At 55.7% G+C, this 22,816-nt stretch carries 17 protein-coding genes; 13 read left to right on the plus strand and 4 right to left on the minus strand.

What is annotated here, in order from left to right; all coding sequences use genetic code 11:
• Window positions 1-86 precede the first annotated feature (86 nt).
• The 6 genes from atoS to OOJ60_RS09090 all read left to right on the plus strand — a co-directional run bounded on the left by atoS (window position 87) and on the right by OOJ60_RS09090 (window position 7,338).
• Window positions 87-1,913 (plus strand): two-component system sensor histidine kinase AtoS, encoded by a 1,827-nt coding sequence (gene atoS / locus OOJ60_RS09065; protein ID WP_205612439.1) that lies wholly within the window; start codon window positions 87-89, stop codon window positions 1,911-1,913.
• A complete protein-coding gene (gene atoC, locus OOJ60_RS09070; protein WP_205612440.1) occupies window positions 1,910-3,295 on the plus strand; it encodes an acetoacetate metabolism transcriptional regulator AtoC in 1,386 nt (461 codons plus the stop codon). Before atoS ends, atoC begins: the two co-directional genes overlap by 4 nt.
• Window positions 3,296-3,492: 197 nt before the next feature.
• The gene (gene atoD, locus OOJ60_RS09075) at window positions 3,493-4,155 is read left to right on the plus strand and encodes an acetate CoA-transferase subunit alpha (RefSeq protein WP_181822850.1); all 663 of its coding nucleotides are present in this window, start codon (window positions 3,493-3,495) and stop codon (window positions 4,153-4,155) included.
• On the plus strand, window positions 4,155-4,805 hold the full coding sequence (locus OOJ60_RS09080) for a 3-oxoacid CoA-transferase subunit B (protein WP_042290586.1): 651 nt from the start codon (window positions 4,155-4,157) through the stop codon (window positions 4,803-4,805). The genes atoD and OOJ60_RS09080 overlap by 1 nt, the downstream gene beginning before the upstream one ends.
• The gene (locus tag OOJ60_RS09085) at window positions 4,802-6,124 is read left to right on the plus strand and encodes a TIGR00366 family protein (RefSeq protein ID WP_042290590.1); all 1,323 of its coding nucleotides are present in this window, start codon (window positions 4,802-4,804) and stop codon (window positions 6,122-6,124) included. The genes OOJ60_RS09080 and OOJ60_RS09085 overlap by 4 nt, the downstream gene beginning before the upstream one ends.
• 29 nt (window positions 6,125-6,153) lie before the next feature.
• Window positions 6,154-7,338: an acetyl-CoA C-acetyltransferase gene (locus tag OOJ60_RS09090; RefSeq protein ID WP_205612441.1), complete on the plus strand. Its 1,185-nt coding sequence runs from the start codon at window positions 6,154-6,156 to the stop codon at window positions 7,336-7,338.
• Between the two features lie 50 nt (window positions 7,339-7,388).
• Here OOJ60_RS09090 and gyrA read toward each other — a convergent pair whose 3' ends face one another.
• Complete coding sequence (gene gyrA, locus OOJ60_RS09095) at window positions 7,389-10,025, minus strand: DNA topoisomerase (ATP-hydrolyzing) subunit A (RefSeq protein ID WP_042290596.1); 2,637 nt, start codon at window positions 10,023-10,025, stop codon at window positions 7,389-7,391.
• Window positions 10,026-10,218: 193 nt separating this feature from the next.
• Here gyrA and ubiG point away from each other — a divergent pair, with 193 nt between their 5' ends.
• From ubiG to yfaE, 4 genes are all read left to right on the plus strand, one after another.
• Complete coding sequence (gene ubiG / locus OOJ60_RS09100) at window positions 10,219-10,947, plus strand: bifunctional 2-polyprenyl-6-hydroxyphenol methylase/3-demethylubiquinol 3-O-methyltransferase UbiG (RefSeq protein ID WP_205612442.1); 729 nt, start codon at window positions 10,219-10,221, stop codon at window positions 10,945-10,947.
• A 389-nt stretch (window positions 10,948-11,336) separates the two neighbouring features.
• Entirely contained in the window at window positions 11,337-13,622 is a 2,286-nt protein-coding gene (gene nrdA, locus OOJ60_RS09105; RefSeq protein WP_205612443.1) for a class 1a ribonucleoside-diphosphate reductase subunit alpha, read from the plus strand.
• A 110-nt stretch (window positions 13,623-13,732) separates the two neighbouring features.
• Window positions 13,733-14,863, plus strand: a complete 1,131-nt coding sequence (gene nrdB, locus OOJ60_RS09110) for a class Ia ribonucleoside-diphosphate reductase subunit beta (protein ID WP_042290603.1) — start codon at window positions 13,733-13,735, stop codon at window positions 14,861-14,863.
• The gene (gene yfaE, locus OOJ60_RS09115; RefSeq protein ID WP_042290605.1) at window positions 14,863-15,117 is read left to right on the plus strand and encodes a class I ribonucleotide reductase maintenance protein YfaE; all 255 of its coding nucleotides are present in this window, start codon (window positions 14,863-14,865) and stop codon (window positions 15,115-15,117) included. The genes nrdB and yfaE overlap by 1 nt, the downstream gene beginning before the upstream one ends.
• A gap of 6 nt (window positions 15,118-15,123) precedes the next feature.
• Here yfaE and inaA read toward each other — a convergent pair whose 3' ends face one another.
• The 3 genes from inaA to glpT form a co-directional block, all read right to left on the minus strand.
• Window positions 15,124-15,774: a lipopolysaccharide kinase InaA gene (gene inaA / locus OOJ60_RS09120; RefSeq protein WP_060570127.1), complete on the minus strand. Its 651-nt coding sequence runs from the start codon at window positions 15,772-15,774 to the stop codon at window positions 15,124-15,126.
• Window positions 15,775-15,974: 200 nt separating this feature from the next.
• A complete protein-coding gene (gene glpQ, locus OOJ60_RS09125) occupies window positions 15,975-17,051 on the minus strand; it encodes a glycerophosphodiester phosphodiesterase (RefSeq protein ID WP_205612444.1) in 1,077 nt (358 codons plus the stop codon).
• A gap of 4 nt (window positions 17,052-17,055) precedes the next feature.
• A complete protein-coding gene (gene glpT / locus OOJ60_RS09130; protein ID WP_042290613.1) occupies window positions 17,056-18,414 on the minus strand; it encodes a glycerol-3-phosphate transporter in 1,359 nt (452 codons plus the stop codon).
• Between the two features lie 272 nt (window positions 18,415-18,686).
• Between glpT and glpA the strand changes: the two genes are divergently transcribed.
• Genes glpA through glpC form a run of 3 tightly spaced genes read left to right on the plus strand, consistent with a single transcriptional unit; the run spans window position 18,687 to window position 22,751 of the window.
• Window positions 18,687-20,315, plus strand: coding sequence for an anaerobic glycerol-3-phosphate dehydrogenase subunit A (gene glpA / locus OOJ60_RS09135; protein ID WP_181822846.1), 1,629 nt, complete (start codon window positions 18,687-18,689; stop codon window positions 20,313-20,315).
• On the plus strand, window positions 20,305-21,564 hold the full coding sequence (glpB, locus tag OOJ60_RS09140) for a glycerol-3-phosphate dehydrogenase subunit GlpB (protein WP_060570124.1): 1,260 nt from the start codon (window positions 20,305-20,307) through the stop codon (window positions 21,562-21,564). The genes glpA and glpB overlap by 11 nt, the downstream gene beginning before the upstream one ends.
• The gene (glpC, locus tag OOJ60_RS09145) at window positions 21,561-22,751 is read left to right on the plus strand and encodes an anaerobic glycerol-3-phosphate dehydrogenase subunit GlpC (protein WP_181822844.1); all 1,191 of its coding nucleotides are present in this window, start codon (window positions 21,561-21,563) and stop codon (window positions 22,749-22,751) included. Before glpB ends, glpC begins: the two co-directional genes overlap by 4 nt.
• Window positions 22,752-22,816 lie beyond the last annotated feature (65 nt).

Here is a 22,816-nt window from a genome sequence, read left to right on the forward strand (position 1 = left end):
GCCGGAATATGATACACCGCTGAGAAACCTTTTGCGCAACTGCGGATAATTGGCGTTTACCTGAAAAGGGTAACAGGGATGCCAGAATGCGTTTTTTAAGGGGTTTCTATCCGCGACGCTTGCGCAATCAAATGATTCTGATGGCTATCCTGATGGTCATCGTGCCGACGCTGTCGATTGGTTATATCGTCGAAACCGAAGGACGTTCAGCGGTCTTAGCGGAAAAAGAGAAAAAATTGTCCGCCGTCGTTCATCTGCTCGACCAGGCGCTGGAAGAACGTTTTTTCCACTTCAGTACATTGCCGCGCGATGCACGCATCCAGGCGCTGAATGCGGAACTTGGCCCGATTACCGAGCGAATCACGCAAGCGTTTCCCGGCATCGGCGCGGGCTATTATCACAAAGCACTGGATGCGATCATTACTTATGCCCCTTCCGCGCTGTATCAGAACAATGTTGGCGTGACCATTGCTGCCGATCATCCCGGTCGTGACGTAATGCGTAGCAACACCCCTGTGGTCTTTTCCGGTCGCCAGGTTCGTGGGGATATTCTCAATTCAATGATCCCTATCCGACGAGACGGCGAAGTTCTGGGTTATATCTGGGCCAATGAGCTCACAGAAGATATCCGACGTCAGGCATGGAAGATGGACATGCGCATTATTGCGGTACTGGTGGCGGGGCTGCTCTGCAGTCTGCTGCTGATAGTCCTCTTCTCCCGACGTCTCGGCGCCAATATCGACATCATTACCGATGGTCTGTCGACGCTGGCGCATAAAACGCCCACCCAACTTCCCAATCTCCCCGGCGAACTGGGGCAAATTAGCCGCAGCGTTAACGCACTGGCGCAAACGTTGCGCGAAACCAAAACGCTCAACGATCTGATTATTGAAAACGCCGCCGACGGAGTCATCGCCATTGATCGTCAGGGGGATGTCACCACAATGAACCCTGCGGCAGAAGCCATTACCGGTTATACACTCAGTGAACTTGTCGGTCGGCCCTATGCGACACTCTTCTCCGACCCGCACTTCGCCAGCCCGGTGCTTGATACTTTGGCGCACGGCACAGAACATCTGGCGCAGGAAGTGAGTTTCCCGGCGCGTGACCGTACCATTGAGCTCAGCGTCACCACCAGTCGCATTCATAATGCCAATGGTGAACTGATTGGCGCGTTAGTGATTTTTTCCGACCTGACCGCCCGCAAAGAGTCCCAGCGCCGCCTTGCACAAACCGAACGGCTGGCCACGCTGGGCGAGTTAATGGCCGGCGTGGCGCATGAGGTCCGTAACCCGCTTACCGCTATTCGTGGTTATGTACAGATTATTCGCCAGCAACTCACCCTCCCCGTACACCAGGAATATTTGTCCGTTGTGCTAAAAGAGATTGATTCTATTAATAAAGTGATTCAGCAACTTCTCGATTTTTCCCGACCGAGACAAAGCCAGTGGCAGCGGGTTCAGCTCAACACGTTGATTGAAGAGACGTTAATTCTGGTCAAAACCTCCGGTGTACAGGCGCGGATTGCCTTTAATTGTGAACTTAACCGGGAACTGCCCGCCATCATTGCTGACCGTGAACTACTGAAACAGGTCATCCTCAATATTCTCATCAATGCCGTGCAGGCGATTAACGCGCGCGGTGAAATCCGGATTCGTACCTGGCAATACGCCCCTTCGCAGCAGGCAGTATCGATTGAAGATAACGGCTGCGGAATTGATATCGCGCTACAGAAAAAAATCTTTGATCCGTTCTTCACCACCAAAGCGTCAGGAACCGGTCTTGGACTTGCGCTTAGCCAGCGCATCATCAATGCCCACCAGGGAGACATTCGCATCAGCAGCATGCCGGGATGCGGCGCGACCTTCACCCTCATTTTACCGATTAATCCGCAGGGAAACTTGTTAGTATGAAAACCCGCTACCGAATCCTTATCGTGGATGATGAAGACAACGTTCGTCGTATGCTCACCACCGCGTTTTCCCTCCAGGGACATGAAACCCGCTGCGCCAGTAATGGCGAGGAAGCCTTGCAGCAATTTGCCGACGTGCCGCCGGACGTGGTGTTGATGGATATCCGTATGCCGGAAATGAACGGGCTCGACGCATTAAAGGCGATGCGCGCCCGCCAACCACGTATCCCCGTTATTTTGATGACGGCATATGCCGAAGTCGAAACCGCAGTCGAAGCGCTGCGCAGCGGCGCGTTTGACTATGTCATAAAGCCCTTCGATCTTGATGAACTGCATTTATTAATTCAGCGGGCGCTGCAGCTTCAGGCGATGAGGCAAGAGATTCGTCGTCTGCATCAGGCGCTGAGTACCAGTTGGCAATGGGGACATATTCTGACCAACAGTCCGCGAATGATGGATATCTGCAAAGACACCGCCAAAATTGCCATGTCTCAGGCCAATGTGTTGATCAGCGGAGAAAGCGGTACCGGAAAAGAACTGATAGCCCGCGCCATTCACTATAACTCGCGGCGCGCCAACGGTCCGTTTATCAAGATCAACTGTGCCGCGCTGCCGGAGTCACTGCTGGAAAGCGAGTTATTTGGCCATGAGAAAGGGGCTTTTACCGGCGCCCAGTCCCTGCGTCAGGGACTGTTTGAGCGTGCTCATACGGGAACATTGCTTCTGGATGAAATTGGCGAAATGCCGCTAGTGTTGCAGGCAAAATTGTTGCGGATTCTCCAGGAGCGAGAATTCGAACGGGTGGGCGGACATCAGACCATTCAGGTCGATATCCGTATTATTGCCGCCACCAACCGGGACCTTCCAGCAATGGTGAAGGAAGGCGCCTTCCGCGAAGATCTCTTTTACCGGCTAAACGTCATCCATTTGCAGTTGCCTCCGCTGCGCGAGCGGCGGGAGGACATTGCGCTGCTTGCCAACCATTTTCTGCAAAAATTCAGTACTGAAAATCAGCGCGACATCATTGAGATCGATCCCACAGCCATGTCGATGCTGACCGCCTGGCCGTGGCCTGGCAATATACGTGAACTCTCAAACGTTATTGAACGCGCAGTGGTGATGAATACTGGAGCGGTAATTTTTGCCGACGATCTGCCCGCCCCGCTACGCCAGCCGGTAAGCAGCATAGCGGAGGTCAAAACCGCGCAGCCCGGCGAACGAAATTTAAAAGAAGAGATTAAGCGCGAAGAGAAGCGGATCATTATGGAAGTCCTTGAACAACAAGACGGTAACCGCACCCGTGCAGCCCTGATGTTAGGCATTAGCCGCCGCGCCCTGATGTATAAACTTCAGGAGTACGGTATCGAGCCGACGGATCTTTAGACCCGGAATTTGCTATGCAGAATTTTGCACAGTGCGCAATTTTCTGCATAGCTCCGTGCCTCACAGCATACGGAGCTTTTGCTATTTTTCGTTTTTATTCAGTCAGTTAATTTAAAAACCCCTCTCTTCCCAACTCTGGCATCCTGTTTGCAATTCCCGCTTCGTACCCAAAATGGAGTATGCAAAAGGGAAACATAATGAAAACAAAACTGATTACCTTACAGGACGCCGCCGAATTCTTTCGTGACGGCATGACCATCATGGTTGGCGGTTTTATGGGGGTTGGCACGCCCCCTCGCCTTATCGACACCCTACTGGAATCCGGCGTCAGGGATTTGACCCTTATCGCCAACGATACCGCTTTTGTCGATACCGGTATCGGCCCTCTGATTGTCAATGGTCGGGTGAAAAAAGTCATTGCCTCGCACATTGGCACTAACCCGGAAACCGGACGGCGAATGATTGCTAAAGAGATGGATGTTCAGTTGGTCCCGCAAGGCACCCTGATTGAACAAATTCGCTGCGGCGGTGCCGGTCTCGGCGGATTCCTGACCCCTACCGGCGTCGGTACGGTTGTCGAAGAGGGCAAACAAAGCCTGACGCTCGACGGTAAGACCTGGCTGCTTGAGCGCCCACTGCGCGCCGATTTAGCGCTGATACGCGCGCATCGGGCCGATCCCCTTGGCAACCTGACCTATCAACTCAGCGCCCGCAATTTTAACCCGCTGATCGCCCTTGCCGCTGACATCACGTTGGTGGAACCCGACGAACTGGTTGCGACAGGCGATCTGCTGCCGGACCACATCGTTACGCCCGGCGCCGTCATTGACTATATCGTCATGCCACAGGAGAGCAAATAATGGATGCGAAACAACGTATTGCGCGCCGTGTGGCGCACGAACTTCGTGATGGCGACATTGTGAACTTAGGTATAGGCCTGCCAACGATGGTCGCCAATTACTTGCCTGCAGATATTCATATCACCCTGCAATCGGAAAATGGATTTCTCGGACTCGGGCCGGTGACAACCGCGCATCCGGACCTGGTGAATGCCGGAGGCCAACCTTGCGGAATTTTACCCGGGGCGGCGATGTTCGACAGCGCAATGTCATTCGCGCTAATTCGCGGCGGGCATGTGGATGCCTGCGTGCTTGGCGGTCTTCAGGTTGACGAGCAGGCCAACCTCGCGAACTGGGTGGTGCCGGGCAAAATGGTGCCCGGCATGGGAGGCGCGATGGACCTGGTCACTGGCGCGCGTAAAGTCATTATTGCGATGGAACACTGCGCGAAAGACGGATCGGCGAAAATTCTCCGCCACTGCACGATGCCGCTTACCGCCCAACATGCGGTACATATGCTGGTCACCGAACTGGCGGTATTCCGTTTTACCGATGGCAAAATGTGGTTGTGTGAAATCGCTGAAGACTGCGACCTGCAAACGCTGAGATCGAAAACCGAAGCGCACTTTGACGTGGCCGCCGACTTGTTGATCCAGCGAGGTGATGCATGATTGGCCGTATCTCGCGTTTTATGACGCGCTTCGTCAGTCGCTGGCTTCCCGATCCGCTGATTTTTGCCATGCTGCTGACACTGTTAACGTTCGGCATCGCGCTGTGGCTTACGCCGCAAACGCCGGTCGCCATGGTGCGCTTTTGGGGTGACGGTTTCTGGAATCTGCTGGCGTTCGGCATGCAGATGGCGCTGATTATCGTCACAGGCCACGCGCTGGCCAGCTCGGGTCCGGTGAAAAAGCTGCTGAGGACCGCCGCGTCCGCGGCTAAAACGCCCGCTCAGGGCGTTATGCTGGTGACCTTTTTTGGCTCTGTCGCCTGCGTGATCAACTGGGGCTTCGGCCTGGTGGTAGGCGCCATGTTTGCCAGGGAAGTGGCCCGTCGCGTACCCGGCTCTGACTATCCGCTGCTGATCGCCTGCGCCTATATTGGGTTTCTGACCTGGGGAGGCGGTTTCTCCGGTTCAATGCCCCTGCTGGCGGCGACACCAGGCAATCCGGTCGAACATATTGCCGGGTTAATCCCGGTCAGCGACACCTTGTTCACCGGCTTCAACATCTTCATTACGCTTGGTCTCATTGTGGTCATGCCTTTTATTACTCGCATGATGACGCCGAAACCCTCTGATGTGGTCAGCGTTGACCCGAAACTGCTGATGGAAGAACCTGATTTCCAGAAGACCCTGCCGGCAGATGCGCCACCGTCAGAAAAGCTGGAAGAGAGCCGGATTCTGGCGCTGATCATCGGTGCGCTGGGTATCGCCTATCTCGGGATCTACTTTGCCGAGAAAGGGTTCAACATCACCATTAACACCGTCAATCTCATGTTTATGATTGCCGGTCTGCTACTGCATAAAACACCGATGGCCTACATGCGCGCCATTAGCGCCGCAGCGCGCAGCACCGCCGGGATTCTGGTGCAGTTCCCGTTTTATGCGGGGATCCAGTTGATGATGGAACACTCCGGACTCGGTGGATTGATCACTGAGTTTTTCATCAACGTCGCCAACAAAGACACGTTCCCGATCATGACCTTTTTTAGCTCTGCACTGATCAACTTCGCGGTGCCGTCAGGGGGCGGTCACTGGGTGATCCAGGGTCCGTTTGTCATACCCGCCGCACAAGCACTGGGAGCCGACCTCGGTAAATCGGTCATGGCTATCGCCTATGGCGAGCAGTGGATGAACATGGCGCAACCGTTCTGGGCGCTGCCCGCTCTGGCTATCGCCGGGCTTGGGGTCCGCGACATCATGGGTTACTGCATCACCGCCCTGCTGTTCTCCGGAATCATTTTTGTTATTGGTTTGACGTTGTTCTGACGGCAACCCTCACGTTTAAGGAACAGAAGATGAAAAATTGTGTCATCGTCAGCGCAGCACGTACCGCTATCGGCAGCTTCAATGGCGCGCTGGCCACTACCAGCGCAATCGAACTGGGGGCGACAGTCATTAAAGCAGCCCTGGAACGCGCACAGCTTGATCCTACTCGCGTGGATGAAGTGATTATGGGGAACGTGTTGCAGGCTGGTCTCGGGCAAAACCCGGCCCGTCAGGCACTGCTAAAAGCGGGGCTAAATGAAACGGTTTGCGGCTTTACCGTCAACAAGGTTTGCGGCTCAGGCCTTAAGAGCGTCGCGCTTGCTGCTCAGGCGATTCAGGCCGGGCAGGCTCAGGCGATTATCGCAGGGGGAATGGAAAACATGAGCCAGGCGCCGTATCTCCTGGATGCAAAGGCCCGCTGGGGTTATCGCCTCGGCGACGGCCAGCTTTCTGACGTGATCCTGCGCGATGGCTTACTTTGCGCCACGCACGGCTATCACATGGGAATTACGGCGGAAAACGTGGCCCGCGAATATGGCATCAGCCGCGAAATGCAGGACGAACTGGCGCTGCTCTCTCAGCAGAAGGCGGTTGCCGCGATTAACGCCGGCGCGTTCGAGGCTGAAATCGTCCCTGTTAGCGTCACGTCGCGGAAGAAAACAGCGGTGGTGGAACGCGACGAATTTCCTAAAGCGGACTGTACGGCGGAAGGTCTGGCCGCGCTGCGTCCCGCCTTCGACAAGGCGGGTACGGTAACGGCCGGTAATGCTTCTGGGATCAACGACGGCGCGGCGGCGCTTATCGTCATGGACGAATCGGCGGCGCTGGCGGCAGGGCTTAAGCCGCTGGCGCGGATCAAAGCCTATGCCAGCGGCGGCGTCGCACCCGCGTTAATGGGGATGGGCCCCGTTCCCGCCACCCAAAAAGCGTTACAGCAATGTGGACTAGCGCTGTCAGATATTGACTTGATTGAAGCGAATGAAGCCTTTGCCGCGCAATTTTTAGCGGTCGGTAAAACGCTGGGGTTTGATCCGCAAAAAGTCAACGTCAACGGCGGCGCGATTGCGCTGGGTCATCCTATCGGCGCCAGCGGCGCACGTATCCTGGTGACGTTACTGCACGCGCTTTCAGCGAGAGATAAAACGCTGGGACTGGCGACGCTGTGTATTGGCGGCGGGCAGGGAATTGCCATGATCGTGGAAAGGATGAACTAAATAAAAAGGGCCGGAGAATATCCGGCCCTTCGCACTCAGCGGTGAGTCAATTACTCGTCTGCGTCATCCGCCGCATCGTCGTCGGTTTCCGCTTCCGGAGCGATGTCATCATCCCCTTCCGCGACGCTGCCGTCGATAGAATCCAGCTCTTCGTCATCCACCGGTTCAGCAACACGCTGCAGGCCCACGACGTTTTCATCTTCCGCAGTACGGATGAGGATCACGCCCTGGGTGTTACGACCCACCACGCTGATTTCCGACACGCGGGTACGCACCAGCGTACCGGCATCGGTAATCATCATGATCTGGTCACAATCGTCTACCTGCACCGCGCCAACAACGGAACCGTTGCGCTCGGTCACTTTGATAGAGATAACACCCTGTGTCGCACGTGACTTGGTCGGATATTCGTCCGCCGCGGTACGCTTACCGTAACCGTTTTGCGTCACGGTCAGGATCGCGCCTTCGCCACGAGGAATAATCAGCGAAACCACCTTGTCTTCGCCCGCCAGCTTGATGCCGCGCACGCCGGTCGCGGTACGGCCCATCGCACGGACGGCGTCCTCTTTAAAGCGCACCACTTTACCGGCGGCAGAGAACAGCATGACTTCATCGGAGCCAGAGGTCAGATCGACGCCAATCAGCTCGTCGCCCTCGTTCAGGTTCACCGCAATGATACCGGCGGAACGCGGGCGGCTGAACTCGGTCAGCGCGGTTTTCTTCACCGTACCGCTGGCGGTCGCCATAAAGACGTTCACGCCCTCTTCGTACTCGCGTACCGGCAGGATAGCGGTGATACGTTCATCAGCTTCTAACGGCAGCAGGTTAACGATCGGACGACCACGCGCGCCGCGACTCGCTTCCGGTAACTGGTAAACTTTCATCCAGTACAGGCGTCCACGGCTGGAGAAGCAGAGGATGGTGTCGTGGGTGTTGGCCACCAGCAGGCGGTCGATAAAGTCTTCTTCTTTAATGCGTGCCGCTGATTTGCCTTTTCCGCCACGGCGCTGGGCTTCGTAGTCGGTCAACGGCTGATACTTCACGTAACCCTGGTGCGACAGAGTCACCACAACGTCTTCCTGGTTGATCAGGTCTTCGATGTTGATGTCCGCGCTGTTGGCGGTGATTTCGGTACGACGCGCATCGCCGAACTGATCGCGGATCAGCTCCAGCTCCTCGCGGATCACTTCCATCAGACGATCGGCGCTGCCCAGAATATGCAGCAGTTCAGCGATCTGCTCCAGCAGCTCTTTGTACTCATCGAGCAGTTTTTCATGCTCAAGACCGGTCAGCTTCTGCAAGCGCAGATCCAGAATCGCCTGCGCCTGCTGTTCAGTCAGATAGTACTGACCATCACGCACACCGAATTCCGGTTCCAGCCATTCCGGACGCGCAGCGTCATCGCCCGCACGCTCCAGCATCGCCGCCACGTTGCCCAGATCCCACGGACGCGCGATCAGCGCGGCTTTCGCTTCTGCCGGAGTCGGCGCGCGGCGGATCAGTTCAATGATCGGATCGATGTTCGCCAGCGCAATCGCCAACGCTTCAAGGATATGCGCGCGATCGCGGGCTTTACGCAGTTCGAAAATGGTACGGCGAGTCACAACTTCACGGCGATGGCGCACGAACGCGGAAATGATATCTTTCAGGTTCATGATCTTCGGCTGGCCGTGGTGCAACGCCACCATGTTAATACCGAAGGAGACCTGCAGCTGCGTCTGGGAATAGAGGTTGTTCAGAACCACTTCCCCAACCGCATCGCGTTTCACTTCAATCACAATGCGCATACCGTCTTTATCGGACTCGTCACGCAGTGCGCTGATGCCTTCAACGCGCTTATCTTTTACCAGCTCAGCGATTTTCTCGATCAGGCGCGCTTTGTTCACCTGGTACGGGATTTCATGAACGATAATGGTTTCGCGACCGGTTTTCGCGTCCGCTTCCACTTCGGCGCGCGCGCGAATGTACACTTTGCCGCGACCGGTACGGTAGGCTTCTTCAATGCCGCGACGACCATTAATGATCGCCGCAGTCGGGAAGTCCGGACCCGGGATGTGTTCCATCAGCCCTTCAATGCTGATGTCTTCATCGTCGATATACGCCAGGCAACCGTTGATCACTTCCGTCAGGTTGTGCGGCGGGATGTTGGTCGCCATACCTACCGCGATACCGGACGAACCGTTTACCAGCAGGTTCGGGATCTTCGTTGGCATAACGTCAGGGATTTTCTCCGTGCCGTCATAGTTATCAACGAAATCTACCGTCTCTTTTTCCAGATCGGCCATCAGTTCATGGGCAATCTTCGCCAGACGGATTTCCGTATAACGCATCGCCGCAGCAGAGTCGCCGTCGATAGAACCGAAGTTACCCTGACCATCCACCAGCATATAGCGCAGCGAAAACGGCTGCGCCATACGAACAATGGTGTCATACACCGCGGAATCGCCGTGAGGATGGTATTTACCGATTACGTCACCAACGACACGGGCAGATTTTTTATAGGCTTTATTCCAGTCATTGCCCAATACGTTCATGGCGTAAAGTACGCGACGGTGTACCGGCTTCAGGCCATCTCGGACATCCGGCAGCGCACGGCCAACAATGACCGACATCGCGTAATCCAGATAAGAGCTTTTCAGCTCCTCCTCAATGTTGACCGGTGTAATTTCTCTCGCAAGGTCGCTCATCTAACCGCTATCCCTCTACTGTATCCCGGATTCAAAGGTCGCAAATTATAACACAACCGCGCTGATTGAGGTAAACCTATCCCCTAAATACTTAAGCTGGCCGCGACCTGCTGTATGACCGGGATCTGCGCTTTATTCAGCGTGAATGCCTGATATACTCATTCGTCATGCCAAATAAGGAGTAATAGCCCCGATGAATGCCGAAAAACAGCCGGTAAACCAGAACGTTGACCACGAAGAAATTGCCAAATTTGAAGCAGTCGCGTCGCGCTGGTGGGATCTGGAAGGCGAATTTAAGCCGCTGCACCGCATTAACCCGCTGCGCCTCGGTTACATCGCGGAGCGTTCCGGGGGTCTGTTTGGGAAAAAGGTGCTCGACGTCGGCTGCGGCGGCGGCATTCTGGCTGAAAGTATGGCCCGCGAAGGCGCCAGCGTTACCGGGCTGGATATGGGCTTCGAGCCGCTGCAGGTGGCAAAACTGCATGCGCTGGAAAGCGGTATTCACGTCGATTACGTGCAGGAAACCGTGGAGGAACACGCGGCGAAGCATGCCGGACAGTATGATGTGGTGACCTGCATGGAGATGCTGGAGCATGTCCCGGATCCGCAGTCGGTGGTTCGCGCCTGCGCACAGTTAGTCAAACCCGGCGGCGAAGTCTTTTTCTCGACGATTAACCGTAACGGTAAATCCTGGCTGATGGCGGTCGTCGGCGCAGAATACATTCTGCGAATGGTGCCCAAGGGCACGCATGATGTGAAAAAATTTATCAAGCCCGCCGAGCTGTTAGGCTGGGTGGACGAGACAACCCTGAAAGAACGCCATATCACCGGCCTGCACTATAACCCGCTCACCAATAGCTTCAAGCTGGGCCCGGGCGTTGACGTCAACTACATGGTGCACACCACGGCTAAAGCTGAGTAATCCCGTCGCCGGATGAGACGCTACGGCGTCCTGTCCGGCCTGCGGAAAAAATAAAAATCTGAAAAAATTGTGCCAGGTCATAAGAACTTTCTTCACCTTCGTTGAAGAAATCAGCACTCGATCAAATTATCTATTTTTTTTATGAATTATTGACATCCCCGCCAGGCCTTATAAGACGCGCACTTAGCCTTTCTTACCCTTTTGCAACCTCAATTTAACCTTAAAATCAACTCTTGTACTGAAAAGATTCCCTACTAGAATACTCACCATATAGCGTTTACTTTAACACCCACCCCCTACATATAGTATTTATCCACAGAGTTAGTCACAAGGTGGCGCTGTGGATAATGCGGGGGATATTTTTTCTTTCACGGACAGGTAAAAACCACATGAATCAGAGTCTGCTGGTGACAAAGCGTGATGGTAGTACAGAGCGCATCAATCTCGACAAAATCCATCGGGTTCTGGATTGGGCGGCAGAAGGACTGAACAACGTCTCGATTTCTCAGGTCGAACTGCGCTCCCACATCCAGTTTTATGACGGTATCAAGACATCCGATATCCATGAAACGATCATCAAAGCCGCCGCCGATCTGATCTCCCGCGACGCGCCGGACTACCAGTACCTGGCCGCTCGCCTGGCGATTTTCCATCTGCGTAAAAAAGCTTACGGCGAGTTCGAGCCGCCCGCGCTGTACGACCATGTGGTGAAAATGGTTGAGATGGGCAAATACGACAATCATCTGCTGGAAGACTACACGGAAGAAGAGTTCAAGCAGATGGATTCGTTCATCGTGCACGATCGCGATATGACCTTCTCCTATGCTGCCGTGAAACAGTTGGAAGGCAAATACCTGGTGCAGAACCGCGTCACCGGCGAGATCTACGAGAGCGCCCAGTTCCTGTATATTCTGGTGGCCGCCTGCCTGTTCTCGAACTATCCGCGTGAAACCCGTCTCGATTACGTTAAGCGTTTTTACGATGCCGTTTCTACGTTCAAGATTTCCCTGCCGACGCCAATTATGTCCGGCGTGCGTACCCCGACGCGCCAGTTCAGCTCTTGCGTGCTGATCGAGTGCGGCGACAGCCTGGACTCGATTAACGCGACCTCCAGCGCCATCGTGAAATACGTCTCCCAGCGCGCCGGTATCGGCATCAACGCCGGTCGCATCCGCGCGCTGGGCAGCCCGATTCGCGGCGGCGAAGCGTTCCACACCGGCTGCATCCCATTCTACAAACACTTCCAGACGGCGGTGAAATCCTGCTCGCAGGGCGGCGTGCGCGGCGGCGCAGCAACCTTGTTCTACCCGATGTGGCATCTGGAAGTCGAAAGCCTGCTGGTGCTGAAAAACAACCGCGGCGTGGAAGGCAACCGCGTGCGTCACATGGACTATGGCGTACAGATCAACAAACTGATGTACACCCGCCTGCTGAAAGGGGAAGAGATCACCCTGTTCAGCCCGTCTGACGTCCCGGGCCTGTATGACGCGTTCTTCGCCGATCAGGATGAGTTCGAACGTCTGTATACCAAATACGAAAAAGACGACAGTATCCGTAAACAGCGCGTAAAAGCGGTAGATCTGTTCTCTTTGATGATGCAGGAACGTGCGTCCACGGGCCGTATCTACATTCAGAACGTTGACCATTGCAACACCCATAGCCCGTTCGACCCGCAGGTCGCGCCGGTACGTCAGTCCAACCTGTGCCTGGAAATCGCCCTGCCCACCAAGCCGCTGATGGACGTTAACGACGAAAACGGCGAAATCGCGCTGTGTACGCTGTCTGCGTTTAACCTCGGCGCGATCAACAGCCTTGACGAACTGGAAGAGCTGGCGGTGCTGGCGGTTCGCGCCCTCGACGCGCTGCTGGATTACCAGGACTACCCTATCCCGGCCGCGAAACGTGGCGCCATGGGTCGCCGTACGCTGGGCATCGGCGTCATTAACTTCGCCTACTATCTGGCGAAACACGGCGTTCGCTACTCCTACGGCAGCGCCAACAACCTGACGCACAAAACGTTTGAAGCGATCCAGTACTATCTGCTGAAAGCCTCTAACGAACTGGCGATCGAGCAAGGCGCCTGCCCGTGGTTTAACGAGACCACCTATGCGCAGGGCATTCTGCCGATCGATACTTATAAGAAAGACCTCGACGCGATTGCCAACGAGCCGCTGCATCACGACTGGGAAGCGTTGCGTGAATCCATCAAGACCCACGGCCTGCGTAACTCCACGCTCTCTGCGCTGATGCCGTCCGAGACCTCTTCACAGATCTCGAACGCGACCAACGGTATTGAGCCGCCGCGCGGTTACGTCAGCATTAAAGCGTCGAAGGACGGCATTCTGCGTCAGGTGGTACCGGACTATGAGCATCTGGGCAAGGCCTACGAACTGCTGTGGGAAATGCCGGGTAACGATGGGTATCTGCAGTTAGTTGGCATCATGCAGAAATTTATCGATCAGTCGATTTCGGCTAACACCAACTATGACCCGACACGCTTCCCGTCAGGAAAAGTACCGATGCAGCAGTTGCTGAAAGACCTGCTCACCGCCTATAAATTCGGCGTCAAGACGCTGTATTATCAGAACACCCGCGATGGTGCGGAAGATGCCCAGGACGATCTGGTGCCATCCATTCAGGACGATGGCTGCGAAAGCGGCGCATGTAAGATCTGATGAAAGATGCCGGGTGGCGCTACGCTTACCCGGCCTACGATTGCACGGTTTGTAGGCCGGATACGGTGCTTGCCCCTATCCGGCGCTCATCCCACAAAGGACTCACTTCAATGGCATACACCACTTTTTCACAGACGAAAAATGACCAGTTGCTGGAACCGATGTTTTTCGGCCAGCCGGTGAACGTTGCGCGTTACGATCAGCAAAAATATGACATCTTCGAAAAACTGATTGAAAAACAGCTCTCCTTCTTCTGGCGTCCGGAAGAAGTGGACGTTTCACGCGACCGCATCGATTACCAGGCGCTGCCGGAGCATGAAAAACACATTTTTATCAGCAATCTGAAGTATCAGACGCTACTGGACTCCATTCAGGGACGCAGCCCGAACGTGGCGCTGCTGCCGCTGATCTCTATTCCGGAGCTGGAGACCTGGGTCGAAACCTGGGCGTTTTCAGAAACAATTCACTCCCGCTCTTACACCCATATCATTCGTAATATCGTCAACGATCCGGCGGTGGTGTTTGACGATATCGTGACCAACGAGCAAATTCAGAAACGCGCTGAAGGCATCGCCAGCTATTATGACGAACTGATTGAGATGACCAGCTACTGGCATCTGCTGGGCGAAGGCACGCACACGGTAAATGGCAAAACCGTCACCGTGAACCTGCGTGAACTGAAGAAAAAGCTGTACCTGTGCCTGATGAGCGTTAACGCGCTGGAAGCCATTCGCTTCTACGTCAGCTTTGCCTGCTCGTTCGCCTTCGCCGAGCGCGAACTGATGGAAGGTAACGCCAAAATCATTCGCCTGATTGCCCGCGACGAAGCGCTGCACCTGACCGGCACTCAGCACATGCTGAACCTGCTGCGTTCCGGCAGCGACGATCCGGAAATGGCGGAGATTGCCGAAGAGTGCAAGCAAGAGTGCTATGACCTGTTTGTCCAGGCGGCGCAGCAGGAAAAAGAGTGGGCAGATTATCTGTTCCGCGACGGCTCAATGATCGGTCTGAACAAAGACATTCTTTGCCAGTACGTGGAATATATCACCAACATCCGCATGCAGGCGGTTGGCCTTGATCTCCCCTTCCAGACGCGCTCCAACCCGATCCCGTGGATCAACACCTGGCTGGTGTCGGACAACGTGCAGGTCGCGCCGCAGGAAGTGGAAGTCAGTTCTTACCTGGTCGGTCAGATCGACTCTGAAGTCGATACCGACGATCTGAGCAATTTCCAGCTCTGATGGGACGCGTTACGCTGCGCATCACTGGCACACAGCTGCTGTGCCAGGATGAGCACCCTTCCCTGCTCGCCGCGCTTGAATCGCATAACGTGGAAGTGGAATATCAGTGCCGCGAAGGCTACTGCGGCTCGTGTCGCATCCGTCTGGTCGCCGGTCAGGTTGACTGGCTCACCGAACCGCTGGCCTTTGTGCAGCCTGACGAAATTTTACCCTGCTGTTGCAGGGCAAAAGGCGATATTGAGATTGAGATGTAACGCGTATTACAGCGCGGCATAATACGCTTTAACCGCCTCCCAGTCCGCTTGCGGAATCGGGTGCAGGTTTTTCTCTAACTGGGAAAAGTCGTGCTGCGCGGCTTTACGCCGACGAAAGCGGCGACGGCTTTTTTCCAGATCGAGAAATCCGGCTTCCACTTCACCTTCCGTTTTTACGTAGATGTGACGTACATAGCAACAACCGTGCTGACGGTTCACGGCATGCATCTTTTTGAAGGCCAGCGCCACGGCTTTGAGCATGTCCTGCCGCAGATCATCAGGATAGGGCGTTAGCGCGTGCTGGTGATACCAGTCGGCAATGCTGACAAAGCCGCTCATGTCCTCAGTAACAAGTAACGCGCGCCACTCGCCGTTAACTTTCATCGCGTCGCCATATACGATTTTCGGTACGATAACGCCAGCACGCGCCAGTTCTTTGATCACCGCGATTTCACGCACAATCGTCGGGCGCCCCCACGGATAACGCAGCGAGTAAAATAGATGTTGTGTCATCCGCTTCACGTACAGCCGGGTTCCGTCCCGCTCAATACACTGTACTCCGCTCATGCCTTTGCGTCGGGAGTTAGGTTCTTCCACCCAATCCCCTTCCGTGGCCCACCAGTCATAAAAGGTTGACTGTAGAACGTCCTGCGCCATCTTTCACCATCCGTTATAGTCACGTGGAAAACGATTTAGACAGGAAATATAGATCGCTTACATAAGAAATACTTGAGAAGGTGATGTTCGGTTGCGGACTTCACGCTCGGCTGCGCGGCCAGGAGGGTATAAATAAAAACTGCACCCGGGTGCGCGAAAAACCGCTTTTGGGTGCAGTGGTAAGGTTGATACGGCGCGGTTTACTCTTTACGCAGGAACACTACCGCTTTATCGGGGAAATCAGTAAACAGCCCATCAACACCCGCCTGGTTGTAAAGAATGTCATAAAGCTGGTCGACATTCGCGGCGTAGTCCGGCAGTTGATCCGCGCGTACCGTATAAGGATGAACCGTCATCTTATTCTGGTGCGCGTCTTTCACCATGTCGGTCAGGATGATGTTGTCTTTTTTCGACGTCTCATCAATCAGCATATGATAGTCAGGGCCAATGCCATCGGCGTATTCGGCAATCTGCTTCATCGCCCCGGGCTTGAACATCCAGTCATAGCTGTAGTTCACCCATTTTCCGTCCGGCTGTTTTTCCTGAGTCTCATTCCAGTCGGTATACGCAATGAGCTGCACCAGGTTGAGATCCATCCCCATCTTTGGCTCCAGCTCGTTTTTGATGCGCTTGAGTTCCGCGACGTCAAAACTTTGCAGATAAACCTTATCCTGCTTGCCGCTGTAGCCGTACTTTTTCAGCACGTCCAGCGTGGTTGCCGCAATGTCCTTTCCTTCCTGATGGTGGAACCACGGCGCTTTAATTTCCGGATAGATGCCGATGTTTTTGCCGGTAGAGTGATTCAGCCCCTGCACAAACTCGATCTCTTCTTCAAAAGTATGCACGCGGAAATCCGATTTTCCCATCGGGAAACGGCCCGGATAGGTTTGCACCTTCTTGCCGTTTTCCAGGTCGAACCCTTCGGTAAACTTCAGGGATTTGATCTCCTCAAGGGTGAAGTCGATAGCGTAATAGCGTCCGTCTTTCCGCGCGCGATCCGGGAAGCGCTCAGCGACATCAGTGACGCGATCAAGATAGTGGTCATGGAGGACGACCAGCCGGTCGTCCTTCGTCATCACCAGATCCTGCTCCAGGTAATCCGCTCCCTGGGCGTAGGCCATCGCCTTCGCAGGCAGCGTATGCTCCGGCAGATAGCCGCTTGCGCCGCGGTGCGCAATCACCACTTTGTCGTTATCGCTGGCAGCCAGCGCGCTGCTTCCCAGCACCATCCCGCTCATCATCAGCGCCAGGCTCAGGTTCTTAAACGTCGTTTTCATTACATTAGCCTCCGTTGCGTTTCAGCATCATCTCCTGGTGATGGCGTTTCTCGCCGAACATGACGATAACCAGCAGGATCACCGCCAGAATGCTGCCGCCAATCATCACCATGAAGCCGCCGTCCCAGCCGAAGAAGTCAACGGTGTAACCCACTATCGCGCTCGCCGCCACAGAACCGCCGAGGTAGCCAAACAGACCGGTAAAGCCTGCCGCAGTCCCTGCCGCTTTTTTCGGCGCCAGTTCCAGCGCATGCAGACCAATCAACATAACCGGACCGTAAATCAGGAAGCCGATGACGATCATGCAAATCATGTCGACAGTCGGGTTGCCCGCCGGGTTCATCCAGTAGACGATGGTCGCAATGGTCACCAGGGTCATAAAGAATACGCCGGTGGCGCCACGGTTGCCGCGGAACACTTTATCCGACATCCAACCGCACAGCAGGGTGCCCGGAATGCCTGCATATTCATACAAGAAATAAGCCCAGGACGATTTATCCAGCGCAAAATGCTTCACTTCCTTCAGATAGGTCGGCGACCAGTCGAGGATGCCGTAGCGCAGCAGATAAACAAAGACGTTAGCGATAGCGATGTACCACAACAGTTTGTTCGGCAACACGTACTGCATGAAAATCTGCTTCGCGGTCAGCTCTTCTTCCGCTTTTTCGTTGTAGTCGTCCGGATAATCGTTTTTGTACTCTTCGATCGGCGGCAGGCCGCAGGACTGCGGCGTGTCGCGCATCATGGCGAAAGCAAAGAGCGCAACGATGATTGCGCCAAACGCAGGCATATACAGCGCGGCTTTCCAGTCGTTAAACCATGCCATACCAAGCAGGAACAGCAGTGGAGGGATCCCGCCGCCGACGTTATGCGCGCAGTTCCATACCGACACGATACCGCCGCGCTCTTTCTGCGACCACCAGTGCACCATAGTACGACCACACGGCGGCCACCCCATCCCCTGGAACCAGCCACACAGGAACAACAGGACAAACATAATGGCAATGCTCGATGTCGCCCACGGCACAAAGCCCATGAACAGCATAACCGCCGCCGCGAGAATCAGACCGGCGGGAAGGAAAACGCGCGGATTCGAGCGGTCGGACACCGACCCCATGATGAATTTCGAAAATCCGTAAGCGATGGAAATCCCTGACAGCGCAAAACCGAGATCGCCGCGCGAAAACCCTTGCTCCACCAGATACGGCATGGCCAGCGCGAAGTTCTTGCGCACCAGGTAATACGCGGCATAGCCAAAGAATATCCCCAGGAAAATCTGCCAACGGAGCCGACGATAGGTCGGATCAATCTCCGCTTGCGGCAAGCGCGCTTTATGCGCGGCTGGTTTAAAAATACTCAACATAATGTAGCCTCCGTGGCCCGTCTCTTTATAAGTGGTCAACACCGCAGTTCGTACAAACAACCCCGCTGCTTCCAGTGTGGCCGCGATGTTAAGTAAAGATACATGCGGTTAATGTGAATTACAGCACATATTGTTACAGTTTTATGACAAATGTTCAGAAAGGCGCACGAAATCACGTTTCATTTTCGAATCATGAGCGAATATGCGCGAAATCAAACAAACCATGCGTTTTATGTGGCTAAATGATAAAAAACGAACTGTGAGGGAAAACAATGAAAACTCGCGACTCGCAAACTGCTGACGTGATTATCATTGGTGGAGGCGCCACGGGGGCCGGTATTGCTCGTGACTGCGCGCTACGCGGCCTGCGCGTTATGTTAGTTGAACGCCACGACATCGCCACCGGCGCGACCGGGCGCAACCACGGTCTGCTGCACAGCGGCGCGCGCTATGCGGTCACTGACGCAGAGTCCGCCCGCGAGTGCATCAGCGAAAACCAGATTTTAAAACGTATCGCCCGTCACTGCGTTGAACCGACGGACGGTCTGTTTATTACCCTGCCCGAAGACGACCTCGCATTCCAGGCCACGTTTATTCGCGCCTGCGAAGAGGCCGGGATCCGCGCAGAGGCGATCGATCCGCAGCAGGCGCGCATAATTGAACCCTCAGTCAATCCACAGCTGACTGGCGCGGTAAAAGTCCCTGACGGCACGGTCGATCCGTTCCGCCTCACGGCGGCGAATATGCTTGATGCGAAGGAGCATGGCGCAGTGATTCTGACCGCTCATGAAGTGACCGGCCTGATCCGCGAAGGGGCAACGGTCAGCGGCGTGCATGTCCGCAATGCGCTGACTGGCGAAACGCAGACGCTGCATGCGCCAGTGGTGGTCAATGCCGCCGGGATCTGGGGGCAACGAATCGCGGAATACGCCGACCTGAGCATCCGCATGTTCCCGGCGAAAGGATCGCTGCTGATTCTGGATCACCGTATTAATCAGCATGTGATAAACCGCTGCCGTAAGCCGTCCGATGCCGATATTCTGGTGCCGGGCGACACCATTTCACTCATTGGCACAACCTCAACCCACATTGATTACAACGATATCGACAGCAACCGCGTCACCGCCGAGGAAGTGGATATTCTGCTGCGTGAAGGGGAAAAACTGGCGCCCGTGATGGCGAAGACCCGTATCCTGCGTGCATACTCCGGAGTAAGGCCGCTGGTCGCCAGCGACGACGATCCGAGCGGACGCAACGTCAGCCGCGGTATTGTGCTGTTCGACCATGCGGAACGCGATGGTCTGGACGGATTTATCACCATTACCGGCGGCAAACTGATGACCTACCGCCTGATGGCGGAGTGGGCCACCGATGCGGTCTGTCGCAAACTGGGTAATACTCGCCCCTGCATGACCGCCGACACGCCGCTGCCTGGTTCGCACGAACCGACAGAAACCACCCTTAAACGCGTGATCTCCCTGCCCGCGCCGCTGCGCGGCTCCGCCGTTTATCGCCACGGCGATCGCACGCCGGCGTGGTTAAGCCAGGGACGTCAGCATCGCAGCGTGGTTTGCGAATGTGAAGCCGTCACCGCTGGCGAAGTCCAGTACGCGGTGGAAAATTTAAACGTGAACAGCCTGCTTGACCTGCGCCGCCGTACCCGCGTAGGCATGGGCACCTGCCAGGGTGAGCTGTGCGCCTGCCGTGCCGCCGGATTGCTGCAACGTTTTAATATCACCACCGCCACACAATCCATCAGCCAACTCTCTGATTTCTTAAATGAACGCTGGAAAGGCGTGCAGCCTATCGCCTGGGGCGACGCGCTGCGCGAAAGCGAATTCACCCGCTGGGTATACCAGGGCTTATGTGGTCTGGAAAAGGAGCCGCGCGATGAGATTTGATACAGTCATTATGGGCGGCGGTCTGGCCGGACTCCTCTGCGGTTTGCAGTTGCAAAAACATGGCCAGCGCTGTGCGATCGTCACCCGCGGGCAAAGCGCGCTGCACTTCTCCTCCGGTTCGCTGGATCTGCTCAGCGCATTACCGGATGGACAACCGGTAACGGATATCGCTGCCGGTCTGGACGCACTGCAAAAACAGGCACCTGCCCACCCTTATTCACAACTGGGAACAGAACATGTGCTACAGCTTGCACAGCAAGCACAGGCAGTGCTGCAGGCATCCGGCGCGCAGATGCAGGGCGACGTAAGGCAATCGCATCAGCGCGTCACCCCGCTGGGCACGCTGCGGACGACCTGGCTTAGCGCGCCGGAAATTCCGGTCTGGCCGCTTACCGCAAAACACTTGTGCGTAGTCGGTATCACCGGTCTGCTCGATTTTCAGGCGCATCTTGCCGCCGCCTCTCTGCAGCAGGCCGGTTTGACGGTCGACACGGCGGAGATCGACCTGCCCGAACTGGACGTGCTACGCGACAACGCCACGGAGTTTCGCGCGGTGAACATTGCGCGTTTTCTTGACAACGAAGACAAATGGCCGCTGCTGTTCGACGCGCTGTTACCCGTGGCGAAAAGCTGCGAGATGGTGATGATGCCCGCCTGCTTTGGCCTCGCGGATGAGCGCCTCTGGCGCTGGCTCAACGCGCGCCTGCCGTGTCCGCTGACGCTACTGCCGACCCTGCCGCCGTCTGTGCTGGGCATTCGTCTGCATAATCAGCTTCAGCGCCAGTTCGTACGTCAGGGCGGGATCTGGATGCCAGGCGATGAAGTGAAGAAAGTGACCTGCAAAAACGGCGCGGTGAGCGAAATCTGGACCCGCAATCATGCTGATATTCCACTCCGTCCGCGCTTCGCGGTACTGGCCAGCGGCAGCTTCTTCAGCAGTGGGCTGGTGGCTGACCGTCAGGGCATTCGCGAACCGATTCTTGGACTGGATGTTCAGCAAACGGCCAACCGTGCCGGGTGGTACCGACAAGATTTCTTTGACGCCCAACCCTGGCAGCAGTTTGGCGTCACCACCGACGCAGCGTTACGTCCATCGCTGGCCGGGCAAACGGTAGAAAACCTGTTTGCCATTGGTTCGGTGCTCGGCGGATTCGACCCGATAACCCAGGGATGCGGCGGCGGCGTCTGCGCCGTCACCGCCTTACACGCCGCCCATGAGATCGCAAAACGTGCAGGAGGTGAGCAATGAGCGATACCCGTTTTGAAAGTTGCATCAAGTGCACAGTGTGCACCACCGCCTGTCCGGTCAGCCGCGTCAATCCCGGTTATCCCGGCCCCAAACAGGCCGGACCCGACGGCGAGCGTCTGCGTCTGAAAGACGGTGCGCTATACGATGAGGCGCTGAAATATTGCATTAACTGCAAGCGCTGCGAAGTGGCGTGTCCGTCTGATGTGAAGATTGGCGATATCATTCAGCGCGCGCGGGCAAAATATGACACTTCGCGCCCGTCGCTACGCAACTTCATCCTCAGCCATACGGATCTGATGGGAAGCGTCTCCACGCCGTTCGCCCCGGTGGTGAATACCGCAACATCGCTAAAACCGGTGCGCCAGTTGCTTGATTACGCGCTAAAAATCGACCATCGTCGCACCCTGCCCAAATACTCGTTTGGCACCTTCCGTCGCTGGTATCGCAGCGTGGCGCAGCAGCAGGCGCAGTATAAGGATCAGGTCGCCTTCTTTCATGGTTGTTTTGTCAATTACAACCATCCGCAACTCGGAAAGGACTTAATTAAGGTGCTGAACGCCATGGGCACCGGCGTCCAGTTGTTGAGCAAAGAGAAGTGTTGCGGGGTACCGCTTATCGCCAACGGTTTTACCGACAAAGCGCGTAAGCAGGCGGTGACGAACGTCGAATCGCTGCGCGAAGCGATTGCGGTAAAAGGCATCCCCGTTATCGCCACCTCCTCCACCTGTACCTTCGCCCTGCGCGACGAGTATCCGGAAGTGCTGGATGTCGACAACCGCGGTCTGCGAGAGCACATCGAACTGGCGACCCGCTGGCTGTGGCGCAGGCTTGATGAAGGCAAAACGTTGCCGTTGAAAACGCTGCCGCTGAAAGTGGTTTATCACACGCCGTGCCACATGGAAAAAATGGGCTGGACGCTGTATACCCTTGAACTGCTGCGCCGGATACCGGGTCTGGAGCTAACGGTGCTGGACTCTCAGTGCTGCGGAATCGCCGGAACCTATGGCTTTAAGAAAGAGAACTACCCCACCTCGCAGTCCATTGGCGCGCCGCTGTTTAAGCAGATTGAAGAGAGCGGCGCCGATCTGGTGGTCACCGACTGCGAAACCTGCAAATGGCAAATTGAGATGTCCACCAGCAAACGCTGCGAACATCCGATAACGCTGTTAGCGCAGGCGCTCGGCTAACGCACTTACCTGACGGCGCAAAACACAGAGCCTGAACATCACATCCATGCCGGATTGCATCCGGC

Origin of the sequence: Citrobacter sp. R4, assembly GCF_026719175.1 — a bacterium.
GTDB classification, from domain to species: domain Bacteria; phylum Pseudomonadota; class Gammaproteobacteria; order Enterobacterales; family Enterobacteriaceae; genus Citrobacter_A; species Citrobacter_A sedlakii.